The following is a 21570-nucleotide window of genomic DNA, read 5'->3' on the forward strand; positions in this document are numbered from 1 at the left end:
ATGCTTCTTGTAGTATCTGGAGCCAAGCCGTGTATAATCCGATCTGTACGCTTGGCTCTCGTTGCAGACTCAAACGGCACAAAAGGTGCAGTTCTGCTTCATCGACTCAGCGGCGGCCTCAAGACCCATAGTGATTATACCGATAATGAATCAGGCCGCATCTCGCACCATTCTTCCATTCTCACTCATGATCGTGGTGTAGAATAATGCAGGTAGAAACCGTTCGGACGGCAAATCACACGCTGATCGAGAACAGAAACATCTTAATCGTCGATGACGAGGAGGCGCTCCGGCGATTGCTCGGCTTCCTGCTCGAACCTCATGGCTATGCCATCAGCCTCGCCGCGGACGCGCGCGAGGCGCGTCAACACCTTGACCGTCAACCGTTCGCGCTCGTCCTCTGCGACGTCAATATGCCGGGTGAATCCGGCATGGATTTGGTCCGCCACATTCGGTCGCTCCATTCACACACCGCCGTCATTATGGTGACGGGACTCGACAGCCCGGTCCTGGCCAACGCCGCGCTCGAGATGGGGGCCTTCGGCTATGTCATTAAGCCGTTTGAATCCAATGAGGTCCTGATCAGCGTGGCGAACGCCCTGCGCCGGCGCAAACTGGAAATCGAGAACGGCATGCATCGCGAGAATCTCGAGGAAATGGTCAGGACCAGGACCATCGCATTGCAACAGGCGCTGGAATGGCTCGAGCGCAGTGAAAAGGAGTTGCGGCTCTCCCGTGAAGAGACGATTCAGCGCCTGGCCATCGCCGCGGAATTCCGGGACAGCGCGACGGCTCAGCACATCCAACGGATGAGTCATTATTGTGAACTACTCGCGCGCCGCTACGGCATTGCCCCGGACCGCTGTGATCTTATCAGGACAGCTAGCCCGATGCACGATATCGGAAAGATTGGCACCCCTGACCACGTGCTCCTCAAACCGGGAAAATTCACCCCGGAAGAGTTCAATGTGATCGCGCAACACGCCGAGATCGGCTATCGCATCCTGGTCGGTTCGGATGCGGAACTCTTGAAAGTGGCCGCGCTCATCGCTTGGACGCACCACGAACGGTGGGACGGCAGCGGCTACCCGAGAAAGTTGAAAGGTGAGGCGATTCCGGTGGAAGGCCGTATTGCAGCCGTGGCTGACGCGTTCGACGCATTGACGACGGAGCGGGTCTACAAGCCGGCGTTCCCCTTCGAGCACGCAGTGGAACTCATGACCAAGCATCGGGGCGAGCATTACGATCCGGATCTGCTCGACGTATTTCTGGCATCAATCGCTGACGTAAAGAAAATCCACGACCAATACGCCGATCGTTCGTTTAAAGCACCGGTGCGCTGACTCCCACGCCCGGACGTGATGGAAAGGCACGATGTATCCAGTATCATGGACCGGGGATTGCGAAGGGATGGAGAGGATAATCATGGCACGTAGGACACGGAATTGGCTCGCGTATCTCTGTGAAGCTCTCGCCTCAACCGGCATGATGCCCACCTGGGAAGCCGCAACGTACTTGACGGATAATCTCTTCGGAGAAAAGCCCAATCCCCGACTGTTGAAAACCAAAACGCCCTATGAAGAGACGACCCAGCTGCTCCAACGCCTCTATCAACCTTTGGTCGAGGCGGCTTCGCGCGACCTGTCGTTGCCGTCCCATTCCATGATCCACGTCTTTACCGACGTGAGCCTGACCGGAAATTCGGCCGTCTTGGTCGTGTATTTTCCGGGACATAACCTGCCGCATCAACTCTTGATGCTCGACGCGGCCAAGGCATGGGATCTGGTCTTCGATGACACGGAGACTTTTAACCGGTGGGCCGAGGAACGCTACCGCTGGGTCAAATCTTCACTGGCAGCCGTGACGAAGACGACAGCCTTGCCGCTGCCCATGCCGGCCACCGTCGCCGCTGCCAAATCGTAACGAAGCCGGTCGTCAAAATCTGGCCTGATACGTTGGTGATCTGGCGAAGTCTTTGACCTCACAAATCATAAATCACGAATTCATATTTCATAACGATTCCGGGTCGTAATTCAGATTCGGCGAGAGCCATCGCTCGACCTCACCCACCGCCATCCCTTTTCGACGGGCATAGTCTTCTACTTGATCGTGGCCGATCTTCCCCACAGCAAAATATTTCGCCTCCGGGTGGGCGAAATACAGGCCGCTGACGGAAGCAGCCGGATACATGGCGAACGAATCGGTCAACTGCATACCCGCGTGGCGTTCGGCCTCCAGCAGATCGAACACAAGCCGCTTCTCCGTGTGATCCGGACAGGCCGGATAACCGGGCGCCGGGCGAATGCCGCGATACCGCTCGCGGATCAGATCTTCGCTTGAGAGTTGCTCATCCTTTCCGTACCCCCATTCGCCACGTACTTGCTTATGCAACCATTCCGCAAAGGCCTCCGCCAACCGGTCGGCCAACGCCTTGGCCATGATCGAATTGTAGTCGTCGTGATCCCGCTCAAACCCCCGGCACAAGGGCTCCAATCCATGTCCCGCAGTCACCGCAAAAACACCCAGATAATCCGCTCGGCCGGACTCTCGAGGCGCAATGAAATCCGCCAGCGCGAGGTTCGGCTGGCCGGGCGGCTTTTCCAGTTGCTGCCTCAGCGTACGGACGGTCGCGGCGATTTGATCGCGTGCGCCGCCGGCATAGAGGACGATGTCATCCCCGATACTGTTCGCCGGGAAAAATCCGTACACGCCCTTGGCCTGAAGCAATCGCCCGTCGATGATTTGGCTCAGCAGCTTACGGGCGTCTCCAAAGACCTCCTGCGCCTTGGTTCCTACTTTTGAATCCTCCAGAATCGCCGGATATCTGCCCTTCAATTCCCAGGCGTGAAAGAAGGGAGTCCAATCGATATAGGGAACCAGTTCGGCAAGAGGCAGATCATCAATGACACGGATACCGGTAAAGGCCGGACTCGGGATATCAACGGCCTGCCAATCCGTTTGGAGATGCCGCGCTCGCGACTCAGACAACGACCGCAGTGTCTTGGCTCCGCGGTCGAAATGCGCCTGCCGGACCTGTTCATAGTCCAGTCGGACTTTGTGGACAAAGTCGCCATGCTGCTGCGGATTCAGCAGGGTCCCGACCACCGCGACGGCCCGTGAGGCGTCCAGCACGTGGATCGTCGGATTCGAATAGGAGGGCGCAATCTTCACCGCCGTATGAGCTTTGCTCGTCGTGGCGCCGCCGATGAGCAACGGCAGGCCGAACCCCTCCCTTGTCATCTCCTTCGCGACATGGATCATTTCGTCCAATGAGGGGGTGATCAAGCCGCTCAGTCCGATAATATCGACCTTCTGCTCGCGCGCCGTGGCCAAGATTTTTTCGCACGGCACCATGACCCCTAGATCCAGGACCTCATAGTTGTTGCAGCCCAGCACCACCCCGACGATGTTCTTGCCGATGTCATGGACGTCGCCCTTGACCGTCGCCAGCAAGACCTTGCCGTTGGCCTTCTGCCGACCCTGCTTTTCTTTTTCGGCCTCCATGAAGGGCATCAAGTAGGCGACGGCCTTCTTCATCACCCTGGCGCTCTTGACCACCTGCGGCAAAAACATCTTGCCTGAGCCGAAGAGATCGCCGACGACGTTCATTCCGGCCATCAAGGGTCCTTCGATGACATCCAGCGACCGCGCGCTTTTGAGCCGCGCCTCCTCCACATCCTGCTCAATATAGTCCGTAATCCCCTTCACCAGGGCATGGGTCAGCCGATCCTCCACCGAACCGGTCCGCCAGGCGTCGTCTTTTACGACCGCCTTGCCCTTCTGTTTCACCGTCTCGGCAAAGGTGACCAACCGCTCGGTAGCATCGGGCCGGCGATTGAGCAACACGTCTTCGACCAGCTCGAGCAGATCCCTTGGGATTTCCTCATAGACGGCAAGCTGTCCGGCGTTGACGATGCCCATGTCGAGACCGGCCTGGATCGCATGGTACAAGAAGGACGCGTGCATCGCTTCCCGAACCACGTTGTTGCCGCGAAACGAAAAGGAAATGTTGCTGACCCCGCCGCTGACTTTCGCGAGCGGCAGATTCTGTTTGATCCAGCGGGTCGCCCCGATGAAATCGACCGCGTAGTTGTTGTGCTCTTCAATCCCCGTCGCGACGGTGAGGATGTTCGGGTCGAAAATGATGTCTTGCGCCGGGAATGCAGCCTGTTCCATGAGGAGCCGGTAGCACCGCCGGCAGATCTCGATTCTTCGCTCCAGCGTGTCCGCCTGGCCTCGCTCATCAAAGGCCATGACCACCACAGCCGCTCCATACCGGCGAATGAGGCGCGCATGATGAAGGAACTGCGCCTCGCCCTCTTTGAGACTGATGGAATTGACGATGCCCTTCCCCTGCAGATTCTTCAGTCCAGTTTCAATGACTTCCCACCGTGAACTATCGACCATGACAGGGACGCGGGCGATGTCCGACTCGGCTGCCAGCAGACGCAGGAATTTTTCCATCGCCGCCTTGGAGTCCAGCAGCCCCTCGTCCATGTTGATGTCGATAATCTGGGCACCGCCTTCCACCTGCTGGCGTGCCACCGAGAGGGCGGCTTCGTAGTCTCCGGCCAATACGAGCTTGGCGAACGCCGGAGACCCGGTTACGTTGGTCCGTTCCCCGATATTGACGAAGTTGGATTCCGGGCGCAGTGTGACCGCCTCCAGTCCGCTCAAGCGCGTATAGGGCTCGACCGGCTTCGGCACACGCGGAGGCAGCGAGCGCACGGCTTCCGCTATGCGCGCGATGTGCGCCGGTGTCGTACCGCAACAGCCGCCCACGATATTGAGCCATCCATTTTTAGCCCATTCCGCCAATTGAGGGGCCAGCGTCTCCGGTGTCTCGGGAAACCCCGTGGGAAGCAGCGGATTGGGCAAACCGGCATTCGGATGGCTGCTGACATAGCAGGGTGCGAGAGCGGCCAATTCCTCAATGAGCGGGCGCATTTCCTTCGGACCGAGCGCGCAGTTCATGCCGACGCTCAAAAGCGGCACGTGCGAAATGGAATTCCAGAAAGCTTCCACCGTCTGGCCCGAAAAACCTCGATTGCTGCCCGCCTGGATGAAGGTCACGGACGCCATGATCGGAACGCGGCGCTCTGTCTCATCAAAGTGCTTCTGGATGGCGTAGAAGGCGGCCTTGGCATTGAGGGTGTCGAAAATCGTCTCGACCAGCAACAAATCGACGCCGCCGTCCAGAAGACCCTTAACTTGTTCCTCGTATGCCGAGACCAAGGCGTCGAACGTCGTCGCCCGAGCGGCCGGATCCAGCGGATCGGTCGAGACGGAGGCCGTCTTAGTCGTCGGGCCAATGGCGCCGGCCGCAAAGCAGCGCCGGCCGGGATCGGCGGCACAGACCTCTTCGATCGCCCGCCTGGCACATTCGGCTCCTGCCTTCGCCAAGTCATAGCCAAGATCGGCCATGTCGTAATCGGCCAGCGAGATCGCCTGGGAATTGAACGTGTTGGTCTCGATGATATCCGCGCCGGCTTGCAGATACTGCCGGTGGATGTCTTCAATGACGGCCGGCTGGGTGACATTCAACAGGTCGTTGTGACCTTTGAGATCCTTCTTCCAATCTTTAAATCGCTCTCCGCGGAAGGCCGCTTCATCCAGCTGATAGCGCTGGATCATCGTGCCCATCGCCCCGTCCAGAATCACGATACGGTCACGAAGCAGTTCGGGCAAAAGTGTTGCCGCTTGATGTTGTGGCATACTTGTCCTGTCTATTGAGATGGTGGCCTGATCCTACTGAAGAGTCCGGCTTCACGCAAGTTCTTGACAATTCGCGGTCCCAGCCGAACTTTGCTTCCGGCTCTGCGGGTTGCTCCTGCTCACGACCCCGCTTTTGGCCCCGTTCACGGTTGAAGCGCCCCCTTACTGGTCACGCTGGGATCGCCTTATTCCGGCCTGCGGGGAACTCCGGAACGCCGGGAACTTCGTGAAGACCTTTCATTCCCACCTGCGCCTGCGCGAGCACGATCTTATTGAAACCGATGCCGTGACGAAGGATCATCTGCTGCTGAGATGGCAGGACATCGCCTTCCCTCCTGTTGAGTTACAGATTCCTTCACAGCCAACTCCACATCCCATGGGACAATGGTGCGCCTCCGTTGGCTTGCGAATCTGATCTACTGAAGAGGCTATGACGTGGGCACGGTGCGGGCCGGCACCGTCCAACTCCATCTCATTCGCCGGTCCCAATCAATTCTCCATACGGTCACTTCGCGACAACCGGAGTCGGTCAAGCGGTGCATTCCCACACCGCTTCGCTCTGAGCAATGGCCGGCACCACCGATATTCCAGATCAATGTCGATGGCACGATTCCCCATCCTCTGGAACAATCCGTGACTGAATTGAACGTTATTCTGGCGAATGCTCCCCAGACCGGCTGCCCGCTCAGCCACGTCTCCTCCTTGGAAAAGCAGTGATAAATCGCCTCTCCCACGAAGATTGACATAGCCCCAAACGCAATCATAGGATCACAGTACTATGCGGGCCGGAGGAAGAAATGCCCTTCTCATTCATGGTTTCGTCCTGACGGTATTCTTGGGTACGTGGCTCATCCCGTCTTCCGCTGGGGCGGGAGCCTATTTTGCCGACGGCTACCTCGGTCTCACGCAAGCCGAGTTGCATGAGAAACTGGGCCAGCCGCAGGCGGTGCGTGATCGGAAATCCGCGCTGCGGGTCTTTACGTACTATCCGATTGCCGACTGGGAAAAATATTTCAAGAAATTGGTGTCACCGGAGAACGGGGAGGATGTCTATACCTTTCGCCGCGATGGAGTCGAAGTCCGGTATTCGTTCGGCTTCGCGGTAGACCCGAATAATCATGAGGAGGATCGACCGTTATACGTCCGGCTTGTCGATATTGAGTTTTCTCCCCCGGTTCCCCTCTCCAAGATCCCGGACCTCGTGCCCGAGTTCCGTCCGTCACAGGATCCGAACGCGCCGACCTTCCGCTCCAACGTCATGGTCTTGATGTTTCAGGGAGAGGCCTCGCCGGATGCCCGCTTCATCATCCGTGAGAAGGGAAAGGAAAGTCTCGATTGGAGCCTGGCGTTCCAGATGTTCTCGCTGCAGGGACTGCCCGATCCCCTGACGCCCAAGGCGTTGATCGATCGGGTTGAGATCAGCGCGCAAAGCTTGCAACTGGTCAAACAACGCCAGCGGAATACTCACGACCCGATTCTGAATCCTTACTCCAAGGAATTCGCGCAGCAGATCCCTCCGCCCCCGCCGCCGAAAAAGATTCCTATCCCGAAGTATGCCGATTGACCGGCGCCGACCTGCCCCTACTGGCCCATCCGATCCGCGTCAACGTCCGTTTTTCATTCCTGGCCGACGTCGCTGAGCCGAAGATCGCTGCCGTCTGCCACAGCCAGGTAGGGCTCACCCCATTGATGTGGGCTGTCAAGGTTCCAGGCTTCTTCCCGGCCGGTCGGTTTGAATCTGAGGCCGAAGATGCCTCCGTAGACCAGGTACGTCCGGCCGGCGCCGGAGTCTTCCACGGGACAAGACCAGGCAGGACAACAGGGTTGGTCCGGATCATCGCTCCAGCCCGTCACTTCGTACCACTCGCCTTCCGGCCGGCGGTCATAAAGCTTAATCTCTCGGATCAGCCTTGGACGGCTCAGTTCCTTGAAGCGTCCAAAGAACCCTTGCTCACAGTTCGGATTGGCTTCTACTTCAACGATCACCGATCCTGCCTCCTGACTACTTTATCCATGAGGGCTTCCGACGCATCGCATATTCATCGCGAAGTGTGGCGCATAATCCGGGCTTGACTCCCCGAAAAGCGATTGTTTAGCATGCAGCCGAATATGTCCAGGCCTCCCGCAGTCACTCGATCCGCCATGATGAATATACCGGCGCACGAAGACTCCACCGCCATCCCTCCGCCCGAGACATCGGAGAAGCCGTTTCTTTGCCGGCGCCCGGTGCGCATCGTTATCTATGCGTTTCTCGGTCTCTTTCTGCTGGCGATGCTGGCCGCGCGATTCGTGCCTTACTGGCTCGATCCCGACTTCAGCAAGCACATTGAAAGCCATCGGGTCATGGTCGGAATGTCACGCGAGCAGGTGCTGGAATCTTGGGGATCGCCGAACACCATCAATGTCTCTCACACAAGCGACGGGCTAAGACGCGAGGAGTGGATCTTCGAAGACTGGGAAAGCGCGGCTATCGTCAAGCACCGGTATTTGTACTTTGAGGAGGGCCGCCTCATCGGCGGTCATTTCTCCGGCTCCGACCAACGCGATCCCACGCTGACCACCCCCGATGTTCCCAAACGCTCGCCGCATCCGCCGAGAACTTAATCGTCCCGCGCCTCTTCCGCCTCTCGGATGTCCAGATGCAGCCGGCTCAACAGGACTTCGGCCCGGTCGCGCTCCGCTTCATCAACCATGACCCGTCCGCTCAAAAACGGAATTCCCGGGTATAGGCTGCTCACATGTTCATGATGTACCACATACGGAATGCCGCTGCCTTCGAGCAGGCTCTTGATCATGGCGAGTTCCCCCATGTCGCCTGCTTCCCTCAAAACTACCATTCCCATAGCGATTATCCTGCCCCCTGTAACCGTCTGGAATTGTAATACGCGTTGTGCACCGCATCGTAGACGACATGAGACAACCGGATGACCGGCCGCGGCTGCCTCATTCCCCGGAAGAACAGATCCATCAGGCGACGGCATGCCGCATAAAGCGCTCAGGAGGTGCCGACATCGATTCCGTGCCGACTCGCCGTGAACGCATGCTGCACGTGAAAGGTGTGATTCGTTGCATTTTTCTCGAAGGCTCCCTACACTCAACCGGAAGGCCGGGAGCCGTATCGGAGCGCAATCGGAAGCCATCACGGGGTTTCGGTGATTTGAACTCGTCGATCTTTTCCCAGTCCTCCCGAGACCGTCAAGACTCGTTTCCATTCACGGACTTGGTAGATTGCCCAGGCTTTCGGCTCGCCTTTAAAGTAGGCCTCGGGATCTTCTCCGGAGGCATTCAGATAAATCGGTTCGGTGAATCCCTCGTCCAGCACATAATCGAGCAGGCAGTCGGTGGTGAACCCGCGGCCGCGCAGCGACACATCCGCCAGGAAATTGAGGATGTCATCGGAATTCTGAATCGTGATCGGATCCATGTGTGAGCCCCACCTGGGCTGATTCTAACGATTGGTCGAGAAGGATGGCAAGCGATGCCGAAGAAAGCCTTCACTCCTGAACAGTTTCGTGAACGTCTCTTGGCGATCATGGACCGCAAGCACCACTGGGCTTGGCCCCTGCTGATGGGGCCGGGGACTGCCAAGCATCAACTCAAAATCCATTACCAGCAGGAATATCACGTCTACGTGCGGGATTTTCCCGTATTGTTGGCGCGCGTCCACGGTCAAAATCCACCGGCAGACGTGCGGAGGATGCTCGCGGAAAATATCTATGAAGAGGATACGGGCGGCCTGTCGTTCGGTCGCTCGCACCCGGAACTGTTCCACGAAATGATGCAAGGCTTGGGATTCGACCTCGATGCCTTTCAACGCGCGCGGCTCTTTCCCGCCAGCACGGCCTATCGAAGATGGCTCGATCGCATGACCGCCAGCCGCACATGGGTCATCGGAGCGGCCGTCATGGCGATTTTCGTGGAAGGCAGCGTCAAGGATCGCAAAGAAATCCTCGATCCCCCAAAGCCTCGTACACAAGAGGCGATCGAAGCCTATGTGGAAGCCCACCCCCTCGTGCGTCATCATGGAGTTGAAGCCCGGCATATGGATCTCATACGGGCTCATCAGAAAGTTGAATCAGGCCATCGGCAGGACGCCTATGATATGGTGATGCATTATGTGCCCACACGACGAGAACAAGACGCCGTAATCGCATGTCTCGTTACTTCCCTCAAACTGTGGCTTCGTTATCGAGATGCGGTCGCCCGCGCCTGCAAGATCCGAAAGCCCTGATTCGCCCGCCCGCAATAGGCTGGGCTCTTGTCCTCAGTGTTTTCCTGTTCCTATCTCCCGTTGCGCACAGCCTCGCTGACAACTCCTCCACCGGCGACATGGCGCTCGTGCCGCCGGGAGAATTTTCCATGGGAGCCCCAGCCGGCAGCCACGGACTGCCTGATGAACAGCCGGAGCGCCGCGTGTTTCTGTCGGGATTTTGGATCGACCGTCACGAGGTCACGAACGCCGATTATTTTGAGTTCGTCCAGGCAACGGGCCATCGCAGTCCCGCAAATGCCAACCCCGCTGCGACGCTCTGGGAATCGGGACACCCCTTACCGGGCATCGATCGTCATCCGGTGGTGAATGTCAGTTGGGACGATGCGGTGGCGTTTTGCCGTTGGCGCGGAAAACGGTTACCGACCGAAGCGGAATGGGAAAAGGCGGCACGAGGAACCGACCGGCGGATCTACCCTTGGGGAGACGAGTGGGATCTGAATCTAGCCAATAGCGCCAGCTATTGGGCCGGCCGCAAAATCGACTTTTCGAACGGCGCCGAATGGGATGAGTTTTGGCTTCGTGGTGAGGGCGCACGTATCTCCAAGGAACGAGGCCTCAAACGAGAGGTCCTCACCCTGCCTGTGGGCAGTTTTCCCGCCGGAGTCAATGCTTATGGCTTGTTTGATATGGCCGGCAATGCGGCCGAATGGGTCGAGGATTGGTACAATCCGAATTACTACAAGGACGCCCCCCTCTCGAATCCCACCGGACCGGACCGAGGCGCCATCAAAGCCATGCGGGGAGGTTCATGGCTGAAACCGGCCGTGAGTCTACGTGCCACCGATCGCGACTGGGGAACGATGGACAGCCGACCCAGCGGCACCGGCTTCCGCTGCGCCAAAGACGCGCTGTGAGTCACGGCTCCATGAGGACATAGTCAACCTGCTCGACCTGCACGACCGGCATGATGAGTCCCTGCCCCTCGTCCTCGTGGGAGAAGTCATAGATCACCGATTCCTCCGCGATCAGATGTCCGGTCATAGCGACTTTAATGTTGATTGCCTCGCCGTTCTCGATCCGGCTGATCAGACGTTCTTGCAGAGATGCCGCTGCACCGGCCGTCAGGGTCGGAAGATCCGCCGGTTTGAAGCGGACCACACCCCATCTGGTACGGACAAATTCCGGTCCCACCGCGACGGGAAAACCGTGCCGGTCAGGATCGAATTGCGACAGCCGCCCCGTCCAGAGAAAGGTCACCCGCTGTCCCAACGCGACCTTGTCCCGACGCCGCTCGTCACGGCTCCGGTTCAATTGAAACAACCGGTCATCGAACTCAGGATCATGATGTCCCCGGCCGTACACAACTGTCCAATCAGGGATTGTCTCCTCCAGGTCGGCCAGAAAGGCTTCAACCGGCTCCGATCGTAGAAGGAGACGGGAGTCTTGTGGCAGCACAGTCGGTAGCGCAGATTCTTCCGCGACGACTACTGGGCGGACATCGACCGCCGGCTCAGGCGACGCGGAGACGAATAAATCCTGCATCGCACGGCCGTGCCAGACGAACAGTGCGATGAGAAAAAGTGCGAAGGATTCACCGCGCCGCAGCCGCCAGGCGAGTCGCATAAAAAGTCTTCAGCTCCGCCAGCGCGCCGTGATCCTCCGCCAGGATCCCGGCTTCCACAAGAACGGCCAGCCGCGGAGAAGGATCCAGGCGGACGAGAGCAGCCGCGTCGAATTGATCGCCGGAGAGCACTTGGCGATAAATGGCCAGCCAGGATTCGGTCACCGCGCGCAATCCCGCATCGGTCGGTTTCATCCGCCTGAGCTTGACCTGCTCCAGCAATTTAAGAAGCGGATCCGATTGAGAGACTGTGCCGATGGCGAGGCGAAGGGCCTCTTCTTGAAGATTGGCCTGTTGATCCATGCCGCATCAGTTCATGGAGCAGGCGCCGGGCCCGCGAGGATCTCCGCAGCTTCCGCAAGCGCCGGGTCCACTTGAACCGGCCCAATCCGACGTGGCTCCCACCCCGAACGCCGAGAATTGTTTGTCAAGCGATGTCGCCTTGCATGAGGGACAAGCCGGCGCAGTCGAGGCTTGGACCAACAACTCAAACCGATGGTTGCATTCCCGACATACATATTCGAAGATAGGCATGGTCGTTATTCCTCCATCTGATCGACATTATAAAAAACGCCACACCCAATTCGCAATCAGGATGACCTGCCCATGCCACTGGAAGAAAAAAGCTTCGTATTTCGAATCAGTCTTGAAGCCGAATTTTCGGATGACTATGACGGCGACGCGGAAGAATATGCCTGGTTGGGCGATTGGGAACGCCGCATCAAGCCGGAGCTCATCAAAGCGCTCTTTGAGACGTTACGCCAATATCCGTCGTGGACCGTCCACGTGCGGAATCGCGGCAAGTCGCCTGCCGATGAAATCGAAGTGGCGATGAGGCGCGATTTTTCCCAACCTTAGCCCGCATTATTCATGAACAGTTCTACTGCAATGACGGATTCGCTACTGCGCCAAGCCTGCACACGGGTTCCACGGTGCGTAGGCGGGCGGGCTCGCCGCTCGGCCCCTCAACATACTGCCTCAAGTATGCTTCGGGCCCTCGCGCCTCCATGCGCAGGACACCGCCGCCTCACCGACTCGGCGGCGTCCACAAACGTGCCGTGCCTTATTCGGCACGGCGTGGACCTCGCGACGCGACTCCGCCATTTCGTGACGACCCGTCACGAATGATGCGGCTAGTTGCCCTGAGCGATCTTATGGAGTCGACTTCAGACAGAGGCTTGTACATCCACGTGCCCTTTTGCTGGAGCCGTTGTCACTTTTGTGCCTTCTATCTCGAAATCCATGACAAGGCGAAGGCCGCGGCCTATGTCCGCGGTCTTACTAAAGAGGTCAGGCTCCATCGGGCAAACCGGACGTTTCGAGATGAGGTCCTCACCTCTATCTATTTTGGGGGCGGCACGCCAACGACCTTGTCCACTGAACAATTGCGGTCGATTCTCGTTCTGATTCGAGAATCCTTTATGCTGGACCCGCAAGCGGAGCTCTCCATCGAGGCCCACCCCGATAGCGTGACTCCGGCGACGCTCGGTGAACTCGTCGAAGCGGGATTCAACCGTATCAGTTTTGGGGCGGAATCAATGAGGAAAGAAGAATTGACTCGCGTGGGACGACCTGGGTCACCAATGGGAACGGCGGTAGCCGTTGGAGCGGCCAGGCAAGCAGGCTTTTCCAATATCAGCCTCGATCTCATGTACGGATTGCCCGGACAGACTGCGGCAAGCTGGTATGCCTCGCTGGCAGAAATCATCGCGCTGAATCCCTCACATGTCTCCTGCTATGCGCTCACCGTGGAGGAAGGCACGAGGCTGGACAATGCGGTTCAAACGGGCGCACTTGCCGCGCCTGACGCCGATTTCCAGAACGAACTGGACGACCTGGCGGAACGAGTGTTGGCCAGTGCCGGATTTCGTCGCTACGAGATCTCGAATTATCATCGCGGCGATTCGCAGTGCCGCCATAATCTTTTGTATTGGACCGGCGGGTCATATCTCGGGTTGGGACCCAGCGCCCAGTCCTACGTTGAAAATAGACGCTACGGCAATGTCGCCGACCTTAAACAGTATACCGAGCTGCTGGATGCGGGCACATTGCCTCATGGAGAGACCGAATATCTATCACCTATCCAGCGCGTGCGGGAAGCAGTGATTTTCGGACTTCGCAAAACCACTGGAATACCCGTGGACTGGTTGCGCCTCGATCCTTCGCCAGACTGGGCCGTTACCGTCCGCCGACTGTTCGAGGAGCAGTATCTGGAGCAATCCGGTCAATCGGTCCGGTTGACCGCCCATGGAAGGCGATATGCCGATGAGGTCTCGGTGCAATTATTGTAGTCTGATTCTTTTCAACGCCCCTTATCCCACCGTCAGGCATGACACAACGGACATATTTCATAGCTGTCTGGAACTTATCACCGAGAGAAGTCGCAGCATTGACATTCCACCCGAGGCGGTAGGAAACTAATGATTGAACTTGAATGGAGTCGCATATATATGCCGGTCAACATGGATCCACGTAAACGCAAGCAAAAGCGGCCTTCCTCGCAGGAGGCGACCGATCAATCGGCGCCCGAAACTCCGGATACCGTGAAGAAACAATTCGGTGAGGAGACCGAACTGGATCGTGAAAAAGCCATTGCCGAAGCGGAGTGGAAGAATCTCTGGGATGCGACCGAAGTCATCGACATGGACAAGTGGTGACTCAATCTGAATGGGGAATTCTGAATGATGAATTGTGAACTCTGTAGCGCTACAGACCGACCATTCATCATTCCTCATTCAGCATTTATAATTCCCGGCGCTAGGCCGGCAGAAAAAAGAAGGCGATCGCAAGGATCAGATAGACTCCCAGCAGCATAATTCCTTCCAACCAGTGCGACTCTCCGTCCATCGAAACAAATCCGACGATCAATACCGACATCGTGACGGCAGCCACCTCAAACGGCGTAAAGATCAAATCCAGGGGTTTGCCGAAGAGATAGCGGGAAAACACCAACAGGGGCGCCACCAAGAGCACAATCTGCAAACTCGACCCGACCGCAATCCCGAGCGCCAAATCCATTTTGTTCTTCATCGCCACGATTACGGCCGTCGTATGCTCTGCCGCATTGCCGACCAGCGCGATCAGAATCACCCCGACAAACACTTGGGTCATACCCAATCGGCGGGCGGTTGGTTCAATCGCTTCGACCAGCAATTCGCTGAACAAGGCAATCAGCGCAGCCGCAATGGTCAGCACGGCGGCCGATTTTTTGATCGTCCAAGGATGCTTGTTTTGTTCCCTTTCCGCATGAGCGTCACCTGCAAAAAGATGCGAATGGGTCCGTAGCGAGAAAGCCAGGTTCAACAGATAAATCAGAAACAGGACGACCGAGATGGCGAAGCTCAATTCGCGCTCAATCGCAACGCCCCGCTGTGAAGCTGTAAAATGAAAGAGGGCCGGGACGACGAGACCCACCGCAGACAAAAGCAAGAGACTCGCGTTGGTGCCGGCGGCCGTCCGATTGAAGTTTTGTCGTTCATGTCGCAGACCGCCGGCGAACATGGCCGCACCTAAGACAAGCAGAATATTGCCGATGACCGACCCCGTGAGCGAAGCCTTGACCACATCGTGCAAGCCCTCCCGCAACGCGGCCAGCGCGATAATCAGTTCCGCGGCGTTTCCAAGAGAGGCATTCAAGAGACCGCCGATTCCGGCTCCGACGCGGGCCGTCAACTGTTCGGTCGCCGTACCCAATAGGCCCGGCCAAGGGAATGATACTGAGCGCCGACCCGAAAAAGATCCATACAGGATCGGCATGAATCACTTCCAAAAGAAGCGAGATCGGCGCGAAGATCAGAAGCGCATTCAGCCAGGATTCAAACAGGAAGCCCATCGCCGCCACCCTAGCATGGCCGTCGCACCGTGTCGATGAAATGACCGAGCATCGAAACGCCCTCTACTACCCATTTCATCTCTGCTCCGAGCAGACCCTGACATTGCTGCTGAAGCATTTTCACACGCTGCACTTTCGTGATTATATGGCGATTCAACTCACGCCATTCTTCGGCACGACCGCCTTTCAAGATCGCATGGGGGACGGACACTCAGAACTCGTTACCGCAGGCCGCATTATTCAAGGCCATCACACGAGCGGCACCCTGGATACCGAGCTTGAAGCAGCCATCGATCGAGATATGACGGACCCGATCTGGCGGACGTTGTTTCATCAGGTCTTGACGGACCAACGGAGATTTCAGCGCGGTCTATTTGACCCCTCGCATGGAATGATGATCGGAGATACGGTCGTGCCTGGACCGGCGGCTCTGTTATGCTTGATGGACGACTCCCGTGCCGTCCATCCCTATACAGTGGAGAATGTGCGGCGCATGAGTTCATCGCGGCCAACGCTTGCGGCAGGCTACGAATTCGAATACGGATTGGCATTGATCAAAACCGCCGCCTCCGGTATATGGACCCGGCGGCTCGCGCTTCACCATCGGTTGGCCGTGGTGACGGATTCTCCCGGGCATCACGCGCTCTTGCGGCGATCCTGCAATCGTGATGGGATAAACCTCGCTGATCATCTGCTGCTGAACGGAATCCTTCGAATAGGAGGAAAGAGTTACGTCTTGGACGAGGACGGCGGGTTGGGACTATAACAACGTATCAACGCGGATAGTTGGATACTCACATGATTGAAACAGTCACTCCTGATACCGACGAGATTACCGACGTGGGGACCGGAGACGACTTGGAGGCAAAGGTCGTCGTCTTCAATTGTGATTGCCATACCTATCAGCAGGTAATCACACTCTTTTGCCGGATCATTCCCGGGATGAGTTCATCCCGCGCGTTTGAGCTAGCTTGGAAAATCGACCATGAGGGTCAAGCCACGGTCTATGCGGGCAACCGGAAGGAAGCAGAGTCAATAGGAGCGCGCTTGGCCGGTGGAGGACTGAAAGTCGCCGTTCAATGAAAGAGTAGGGTCACTCAGAGTGGTCAACGCCCGCCTTTTCCTTTGGCGGATTGGGTCTTTGATGACTTCGAAGGCTTTTCTCCGGGCGTATGCCCGCTCTTCCGGCTACCGTGAGCCACTTTTTCACCCTTGCCGGATTTGGAAGACCCGCTGGCTTGAACAGATTTTTCCTGGCTGGCAGACTTATAATATGCGCGGTTCATTTTGTTGAGCATATCACCGCTTAATACACGCACCTGATAAAGCTCGAAAAGCTTGCTGATGGCCTTGGGATCGCCTTTCCTAGCCGAGGTGAGCAGGCGACGCCGCTGGTTCATCTCTTCTTCTTCGGTGTGCGAAGCTGCCCGTCGCTCCATACCGCTACCACTCCTTCTGGGTGCTGGGACCCCATCGCCGTCAATGTGAAGGTACGGCTTGTGATTATACAGGACGAAGGGGCATTTTTCCAAGTGGAAAAAACTGGTGAGTCCACGCGAAAACAGCCTGCTTCATCATTTATATCAAGTTTCACTTTAATTGGGGCTTTTAGCGCCAACTACAGAGTCTCCTATTTTCTTCCATTGTGCAATGCGTGAAGCGCCCGTATAATCACCCCTTTTCCACAGTTCCATAAAGGAGATCACGACATGGAAAGCACTACTTCCCAGCGCGAACAGACCCCAGTCACGGATGATCCGGCGGCGCGGTCACTCTTGCGTAGAGCTTTTGAGAATACCGCCCGTTGGCAACCAGATTTCAGGGGTTTCTCCGCCGACTTGACCGTGAATACAGACGGGAAGGAAATATCAGGGTCGGTGACGGTCAAGGGCGCGCGTGATGTGAGCGCCACATTGCCGGATGCCGACCTCCAAAAATGGACGCAAGACCAACTCGGAATGATCGCGGTTCATCGCGGACCCCGGAGCTTTGAAGAGTCGGATGGAAAGTATACGCTGACCATGGAAGATGACGGGCATCCGTTCGGGCCAAAGCTGATCATTCACGGTTCGAATTCATTCTATCGCCTCAAGGACAACCGCATTACTCAGATTAACCGCAAGATGGCGCATCCTGGCATGCAACCGTTTGCTTTTACGATTAACGTCGAAGAGAGCGCATTGACCCAAGACAAGAAGAATTTGACGACGAAGTACACCGTCTACTACTACGCTCCGGACAATGGAAAGCTGAACAACGTGGAAAGCTTCACAGATACCCATGTCCGTGTCGGCGCGTCTGATTTGCCCGAAACGAGGCGTATCATCTCCTATGAAAACGGACAGGTCGTGGTTCGCACGCTGACCTTCCGCAATCACAAGCTGCTGTAACCTAACGGGGTGTTTGTGGTCCAGCACGACCCGCGCTTCCCCACCTCCGGAGTGGCCCTTCCAGAGCTTGCCGGGGCGGAATCCTTCCGGAATTCCCGTGCCTGTGGTCATAAACCACAGTGGCATGGTCAGTTCCGGCCTTCCTGCCCCGCAAACCCTCGGTGGGCCCCTCACTCCTCTCGGCAATGGTCGCGCTTGGTCCGCCGGACCACTCGGAATATTTTGACTTAAGCCTAACTTCTCTCAATGGACTTGCGCCGCCAGCCGCCCCGTAGCCCGCGTGAACAATCGGCGGGCTACGTTCACTTGGGCCGAATGTTGGACAAGTGCCGGGCGACGCTCATCGGCACACAAGGCGACTACATTTATCCCTGCCCGATGGACCGACTCTTGTTGGACTTTACCGGAATTACCGCGGAGCAGCTCACGGAAGCGGCCAAGCGCGCATCGTCAGATGAAAAACTAGTGGAGTGGTTTTCTAAGACCGCCCACCCGCGCAGTGAAGCGGAGGTGGCGGAGTTCAATCAACGGCTGCTAAGCCATGCTCCGGACACCCCTGAAAAACTGGCCTCCTTCAAAAAAACGCGGGACACGATCGATGCCTCCCGCACCGATATTACAACCTGGGCCGATCTGCTTGATTTAGAGGAAGAGCGAGCGGTGCCGCGACGGTCATAACTCTTTCCCACCATTCCAACATCCCAAACATCCCAAACATCCCTGCCACCATTTCTTGCCCGAACCGGGATACTGTAGTTAGTCCACGGATGGATGACGTCTGGAAGGAAGATACATGGATTCAGAATGCGGGTGACGAACGGCGCGCGGATTCGGTCGCGCCATGATGCGTTGAGCAGGGGTTGCGCTGCGAACTTTCTTCTGTTTCGCCGAGCGCGCCTGATGCTGCGATGCAGCATCGCAATGCCGGCGCGTTCGGCACCACTGCCCTAACCGGACAGCCATGCCGCCATGCCGCGAACCTCACCGCGCATCCGTTCCACCCGCATCGACTCATTCACAAAACCTCAACGGGCATACTCGTATGAGATTAAGGCGCGATCGTCGTCTTCGAGGCTGGCTATTTTGCTAGCGCCAAAGGCAAGAAACGCGTCTTGATAATTCGGCAGAGCGGAACAAAGATGCCAGCGGACTTAGGAGGCGATATCTAGGCGTCGTTGGAAGACAAGGCTGACATTTCACCTGTCGAAGATACGGTCCGTCGGTTTCTGGCGGCTCTCTGACAAACATGGGAGACTACGTCTGGTCTGGTGTAATTCTCTGGCACAATGAAGATGGCGTCACGAAATAATAACCGTCAGGCCAGCGGCTTTTTATAAGCTCCGCGCTGCGGCGAACCCATCTATGGGCTGCATCTGAGTTTGTCCTAGATGATCATCAGTTTTCTTTAGGACATTCGTGCGGATCATCATGAAGCTCTATAAATGAGCTTGCCCACATTGTTTGGACGGTTTTTACCGAACACAAGTTAATGGATTTCTCTCGATCCTCCTCCTTTCCTTCTGAGTTCTCCTGGCTCCTTTTGTCTGCCTGGACCAGGAGGGCAGCTTTAAAGGAGCGCGCGGCAGACAGGCAATGAGCAATAGCGGAATCCAGCTCATCGCATTATGGCGAAATCGGAGCTGCCCACTCTTCTCACCCGCCCACCCCGGCGCGCCGAGACGCGCCTTTCCGCAGCGTCAGCCGGACGCTTCTCTTTCTTAGCATTCGCGGGTGGAACGGATGTGCGGTGCGCCTCACGACATGGCGATGAGCCTTTCCCGAATAGTGATGGGACGGTAAGACCTGCGTCGCGAATCGCGCGGGGGATCGGGGGGTCCGCGACGCGACGAAGAAGGAGCGTCATGTTGCGCACGGGCGCGAGACGGTGAGCGCCCAGTGTCTTCGAGTCTTTGCGGACGCCGGCGAGACGGTGAGCCGGCAGGGTGATTTCGCACTTGCCGAGCAGATGCGGTCGCGTAGCGGCGGCAAGCACTGTTCGACGTTACCGTTTATTCATCAGGACGCTGTCGTGCTGCGTGCGACCTTGCCGGAGGAACGGGGACCCACCGAGGCTTGGCCGAGAAGGAAAGCTGGAACTGACTGAAGCACTGCGATCACATGATCGCAGCTGAAGGAATTCCAGAAGGGATTCCGCTCGGCTGAGCCCGGAAGGGTCGTTCTGAGAGGTGGGGAGCACCGCACGCATGACAGCGGCCATCATTCGCTAAGTGCGGTCGATTCGATGCCGGTGGATTATCGCCTACGCGGGAATGACGGCTTGGAGCGCACTCTGCCGCGCGTTCATTTCAATCCTTCCCCGCTCATCCCCCCGCCGAAGCCGCCGAAGTTCCCCCCGAATCCTCCTTGCCCGCTGCCCCAGTATTCGCCGCGCCTGAGACGGCCGTACGGATGGCGAAGATCCGGTCTGCTCAACCACCAGAGAAATGAAAGCGCACCCACGGCGGTGAAGAGCGTCAACCAGAAACCCAGCCCCTTAAAATGTTTCTTGGCGAGAATACCGACGCGGATATCCTGAGACACCGTGGCCAAGCCAACCGCCGTTCGATACAATCCCTCGCCAAAATGTCCGTTCCGAATCGCCGGATCCAGATAGTCGGCGCCTATCTTGCGCACGACCTCGCCGGTGGTCACCGGCAGCATCCGACGGCCGACGGTCACCGCCGCCTGCCGTTCGTGGACGGACAGCAGCACAAGAATTCCATGCTCATCTTGGGCAGTTCCAATTCCCCATCGCTGATACAAGGTCGTCGCGTATTCGTCTGCCGTCTTGAACGGCTTCAAGGACGGCACAGTGACGACAATCATTTCCACGCCGGTCTTTCGCTCAAGATCCTGACAGACCGATCGGATCCTGGCTTTCCAATCCGGATCGATGATAGCGGCGTGGTCACTGACATATCCCAACGGTTCAGGCAAAGAAATCTTTTCATAGGGCCCGGCCTGCGCCGTTCCTCCAAGCGGGAGCAGTACGAACAGGCTCATCGACAGGAACGCCCACAATCCCCGCCTCCCTCTCATGTCCGGCTCCTCCGAGACGACTCGACCCAGTGAATCAACGCCTCCAGAGCGGCGGCGTAGCGATCGTACAGCCGCGGGACCTCGACCGGCCCGGGAGTAATAAGACCGCGCTTTAGATGCAGGACGTCCAAAAACCCCGAACAGTCCGCCTCTGTCACGTCCTGCCATTCGACCAACAGTTGCTCCGCCGACCCGGATGTTTTGCGTTGCGCCAGACGCTGAAGGCCCCGTATACAGGGAAGAACAGCTGTCAATGAAAGCGGGAGCAGAATCGTGATCGCCTCTTCGGTTCCTCCTCCTTCTACGAACCGCTGCCGCAGTCTCAGCAAATTCGCCCGCAAATTCTGTCGAATCTGAAGTTCCAGGCCCGCGGTATCGACATGCAATCCGATGAACGGATCACGGCCCGTCAGCAGGCGATGCTGTTCCTGGATCTCCATATACTCCAAGGGAAACAACGCGACGGAAGCGTTGAGCTCGGCTTCCGTCAGCAGCAACGGGACAATAACGTGCGCGCGCGCCCACTTCTTGTGGAGTTTTCCATAGGCGGCGAGTTTAGATCGATCATGCGCGGCCAGCAACAACAAGAAATTCAGATTGGACCGGCCCGGCAGAAAGTCGCCGCGAACCGCGCTCCCATACAGAATGGCGCCTTCCAGCAGCGTGCCGAATACAGTACTGATCTCTTTGGTATAGGATCGGATTGTGCTTTGTGTTTCGGAGGGCAACCCCTCAAAGACCGCAAAACTTGCCATGTCGG

The 21570-nt window shown here is 57.4% G+C and carries 27 protein-coding genes; 16 read left to right on the forward strand and 11 right to left on the reverse strand.

Translation table 11 applies throughout. The annotated features are described in order from the left end of the window. Positions 1–206 precede the first annotated feature (206 nt). Complete coding sequence (locus tag ACWGXE_RS11640; RefSeq protein ID WP_447597933.1) at positions 207–1343, forward strand: HD-GYP domain-containing protein; 1137 nt, start codon at positions 207–209, stop codon at positions 1341–1343. A gap of 82 nt (positions 1344–1425) precedes the next feature. Beyond that, positions 1426–1923 carry a hypothetical protein gene (locus ACWGXE_RS11645; RefSeq protein WP_447597934.1) on the forward strand — a complete coding sequence of 166 codons (498 nt, stop codon included), beginning with the start codon at positions 1426–1428 and terminating at the stop codon, positions 1921–1923. Positions 1924–2010: 87 nt separating this feature from the next. Here ACWGXE_RS11645 and metH read toward each other — a convergent pair whose 3' ends face one another. Then, complete coding sequence (gene metH, locus ACWGXE_RS11650; protein WP_447597935.1) at positions 2011–5715, reverse strand: methionine synthase; 3705 nt, start codon at positions 5713–5715, stop codon at positions 2011–2013. A 109-nt stretch (positions 5716–5824) separates the two neighbouring features. Between metH and ACWGXE_RS11655 the strand changes: the two genes are divergently transcribed. From ACWGXE_RS11655 to ACWGXE_RS11665, 3 genes are all read left to right on the forward strand, one after another. Further along, positions 5825–6130 carry a hypothetical protein gene (locus ACWGXE_RS11655; protein ID WP_447597936.1) on the forward strand — a complete coding sequence of 102 codons (306 nt, stop codon included), beginning with the start codon at positions 5825–5827 and terminating at the stop codon, positions 6128–6130. A 20-nt stretch (positions 6131–6150) separates the two neighbouring features. Further along, the gene (locus ACWGXE_RS11660; protein WP_447597937.1) at positions 6151–6432 is read left to right on the forward strand and encodes a hypothetical protein; all 282 of its coding nucleotides are present in this window, start codon (positions 6151–6153) and stop codon (positions 6430–6432) included. 61 nt (positions 6433–6493) lie between these two features. Then, positions 6494–7279, forward strand: coding sequence for a hypothetical protein (locus ACWGXE_RS11665; protein ID WP_447597938.1), 786 nt, complete (start codon positions 6494–6496; stop codon positions 7277–7279). Between the two features lie 53 nt (positions 7280–7332). Here ACWGXE_RS11665 and ACWGXE_RS11670 read toward each other — a convergent pair whose 3' ends face one another. Beyond that, entirely contained in the window at positions 7333–7701 is a 369-nt protein-coding gene (locus ACWGXE_RS11670) for a hypothetical protein (RefSeq protein WP_447597939.1), read from the reverse strand. A 156-nt stretch (positions 7702–7857) separates the two neighbouring features. On the opposite strand from ACWGXE_RS11670, the gene ACWGXE_RS11675 reads away from it, so the two are divergent. Further along, entirely contained in the window at positions 7858–8319 is a 462-nt protein-coding gene (locus ACWGXE_RS11675; RefSeq protein WP_447597940.1) for a hypothetical protein, read from the forward strand. On the opposite strand, the gene ACWGXE_RS11680 is transcribed toward ACWGXE_RS11675, so the two are convergent. Next, on the reverse strand, positions 8316–8558 hold the full coding sequence (locus ACWGXE_RS11680) for a putative signal transducing protein (RefSeq protein ID WP_447597941.1): 243 nt from the start codon (positions 8556–8558) through the stop codon (positions 8316–8318). The two genes, ACWGXE_RS11675 and ACWGXE_RS11680, sit on opposite strands and share 4 nt — an antisense overlap. 296 nt (positions 8559–8854) lie before the next feature. Continuing rightward, entirely contained in the window at positions 8855–9139 is a 285-nt protein-coding gene (locus ACWGXE_RS11685; protein WP_447597942.1) for a hypothetical protein, read from the reverse strand. A 54-nt stretch (positions 9140–9193) separates the two neighbouring features. Here ACWGXE_RS11685 and ACWGXE_RS11690 point away from each other — a divergent pair, with 54 nt between their 5' ends. Then, positions 9194–9946, forward strand: a complete 753-nt coding sequence (locus tag ACWGXE_RS11690; protein WP_447597943.1) for a TenA family transcriptional regulator — start codon at positions 9194–9196, stop codon at positions 9944–9946. A 128-nt stretch (positions 9947–10074) separates the two neighbouring features. Next, positions 10075–10842, forward strand: coding sequence for a formylglycine-generating enzyme family protein (locus tag ACWGXE_RS11695; RefSeq protein WP_447597944.1), 768 nt, complete (start codon positions 10075–10077; stop codon positions 10840–10842). 1 nt (position 10843) lies between these two features. Here ACWGXE_RS11695 and ACWGXE_RS11700 read toward each other — a convergent pair whose 3' ends face one another. Genes ACWGXE_RS11700 through ACWGXE_RS11710 form a run of 3 tightly spaced genes read right to left on the reverse strand, consistent with a single transcriptional unit; the run spans position 10844 to position 12083 of the window. Beyond that, positions 10844–11551, reverse strand: coding sequence for a hypothetical protein (locus ACWGXE_RS11700; protein WP_447597945.1), 708 nt, complete (start codon positions 11549–11551; stop codon positions 10844–10846). Beyond that, a complete protein-coding gene (locus tag ACWGXE_RS11705) occupies positions 11520–11852 on the reverse strand; it encodes a hypothetical protein (protein ID WP_447597946.1) in 333 nt (110 codons plus the stop codon). Before ACWGXE_RS11705 ends, ACWGXE_RS11700 begins: the two co-directional genes overlap by 32 nt. A 6-nt stretch (positions 11853–11858) precedes the next feature. Next, positions 11859–12083, reverse strand: coding sequence for an FmdB family zinc ribbon protein (locus ACWGXE_RS11710; RefSeq protein WP_447597947.1), 225 nt, complete (start codon positions 12081–12083; stop codon positions 11859–11861). Between the two features lie 72 nt (positions 12084–12155). Between ACWGXE_RS11710 and ACWGXE_RS11715 the strand changes: the two genes are divergently transcribed. From ACWGXE_RS11715 to ACWGXE_RS11725, 3 genes are all read left to right on the forward strand, one after another. After that, complete coding sequence (locus ACWGXE_RS11715) at positions 12156–12407, forward strand: hypothetical protein (RefSeq protein ID WP_447597948.1); 252 nt, start codon at positions 12156–12158, stop codon at positions 12405–12407. 296 nt (positions 12408–12703) lie between these two features. Beyond that, on the forward strand, positions 12704–13840 hold the full coding sequence (gene hemW / locus ACWGXE_RS11720; RefSeq protein WP_447597949.1) for a radical SAM family heme chaperone HemW: 1137 nt from the start codon (positions 12704–12706) through the stop codon (positions 13838–13840). A gap of 171 nt (positions 13841–14011) precedes the next feature. After that, positions 14012–14206: a hypothetical protein gene (locus ACWGXE_RS11725; RefSeq protein WP_447597950.1), complete on the forward strand. Its 195-nt coding sequence runs from the start codon at positions 14012–14014 to the stop codon at positions 14204–14206. 100 nt (positions 14207–14306) lie between these two features. On the opposite strand, the gene cax is transcribed toward ACWGXE_RS11725, so the two are convergent. Beyond that, positions 14307–15305: a calcium/proton exchanger gene (gene cax / locus ACWGXE_RS11730; RefSeq protein ID WP_447597951.1), complete on the reverse strand. Its 999-nt coding sequence runs from the start codon at positions 15303–15305 to the stop codon at positions 14307–14309. 116 nt (positions 15306–15421) lie between these two features. On the opposite strand from cax, the gene ACWGXE_RS11735 reads away from it, so the two are divergent. Both ACWGXE_RS11735 and ACWGXE_RS11740 read left to right on the forward strand, forming a co-directional pair. Continuing rightward, positions 15422–16147, forward strand: a complete 726-nt coding sequence (locus ACWGXE_RS11735) for a hypothetical protein (protein WP_447597952.1) — start codon at positions 15422–15424, stop codon at positions 16145–16147. A 32-nt stretch (positions 16148–16179) separates the two neighbouring features. After that, on the forward strand, positions 16180–16464 hold the full coding sequence (locus ACWGXE_RS11740; RefSeq protein ID WP_447597953.1) for an ATP-dependent Clp protease adaptor ClpS: 285 nt from the start codon (positions 16180–16182) through the stop codon (positions 16462–16464). 23 nt (positions 16465–16487) lie between these two features. Here ACWGXE_RS11740 and ACWGXE_RS11745 read toward each other — a convergent pair whose 3' ends face one another. Continuing rightward, the gene (locus ACWGXE_RS11745) at positions 16488–16820 is read right to left on the reverse strand and encodes a hypothetical protein (protein ID WP_447597954.1); all 333 of its coding nucleotides are present in this window, start codon (positions 16818–16820) and stop codon (positions 16488–16490) included. Between the two features lie 270 nt (positions 16821–17090). Here ACWGXE_RS11745 and ACWGXE_RS11750 point away from each other — a divergent pair, with 270 nt between their 5' ends. From ACWGXE_RS11750 to ACWGXE_RS11760, 3 genes are all read left to right on the forward strand, one after another. Further along, entirely contained in the window at positions 17091–17771 is a 681-nt protein-coding gene (locus ACWGXE_RS11750) for a DUF3386 family protein (protein WP_447597955.1), read from the forward strand. Positions 17772–18086: 315 nt separating this feature from the next. After that, a complete protein-coding gene (locus ACWGXE_RS11755) occupies positions 18087–18449 on the forward strand; it encodes a DUF5069 domain-containing protein (protein ID WP_447603717.1) in 363 nt (120 codons plus the stop codon). A 380-nt stretch (positions 18450–18829) separates the two neighbouring features. Continuing rightward, complete coding sequence (locus ACWGXE_RS11760) at positions 18830–18940, forward strand: TIR domain-containing protein (RefSeq protein ID WP_447603718.1); 111 nt, start codon at positions 18830–18832, stop codon at positions 18938–18940. Positions 18941–20072: 1132 nt separating this feature from the next. Here ACWGXE_RS11760 and ACWGXE_RS11765 read toward each other — a convergent pair. Both ACWGXE_RS11765 and ACWGXE_RS11770 read right to left on the reverse strand, forming a co-directional pair. Beyond that, complete coding sequence (locus tag ACWGXE_RS11765) at positions 20073–20810, reverse strand: TPM domain-containing protein (protein WP_447597956.1); 738 nt, start codon at positions 20808–20810, stop codon at positions 20073–20075. Continuing rightward, a complete protein-coding gene (locus tag ACWGXE_RS11770; protein WP_447597957.1) occupies positions 20807–21565 on the reverse strand; it encodes a hypothetical protein in 759 nt (252 codons plus the stop codon). Before ACWGXE_RS11770 ends, ACWGXE_RS11765 begins: the two co-directional genes overlap by 4 nt. Between the last annotated feature and the right edge of the window lie 5 nt (positions 21566–21570).

This window comes from Nitrospira sp. Nam80, from assembly GCF_965152575.1.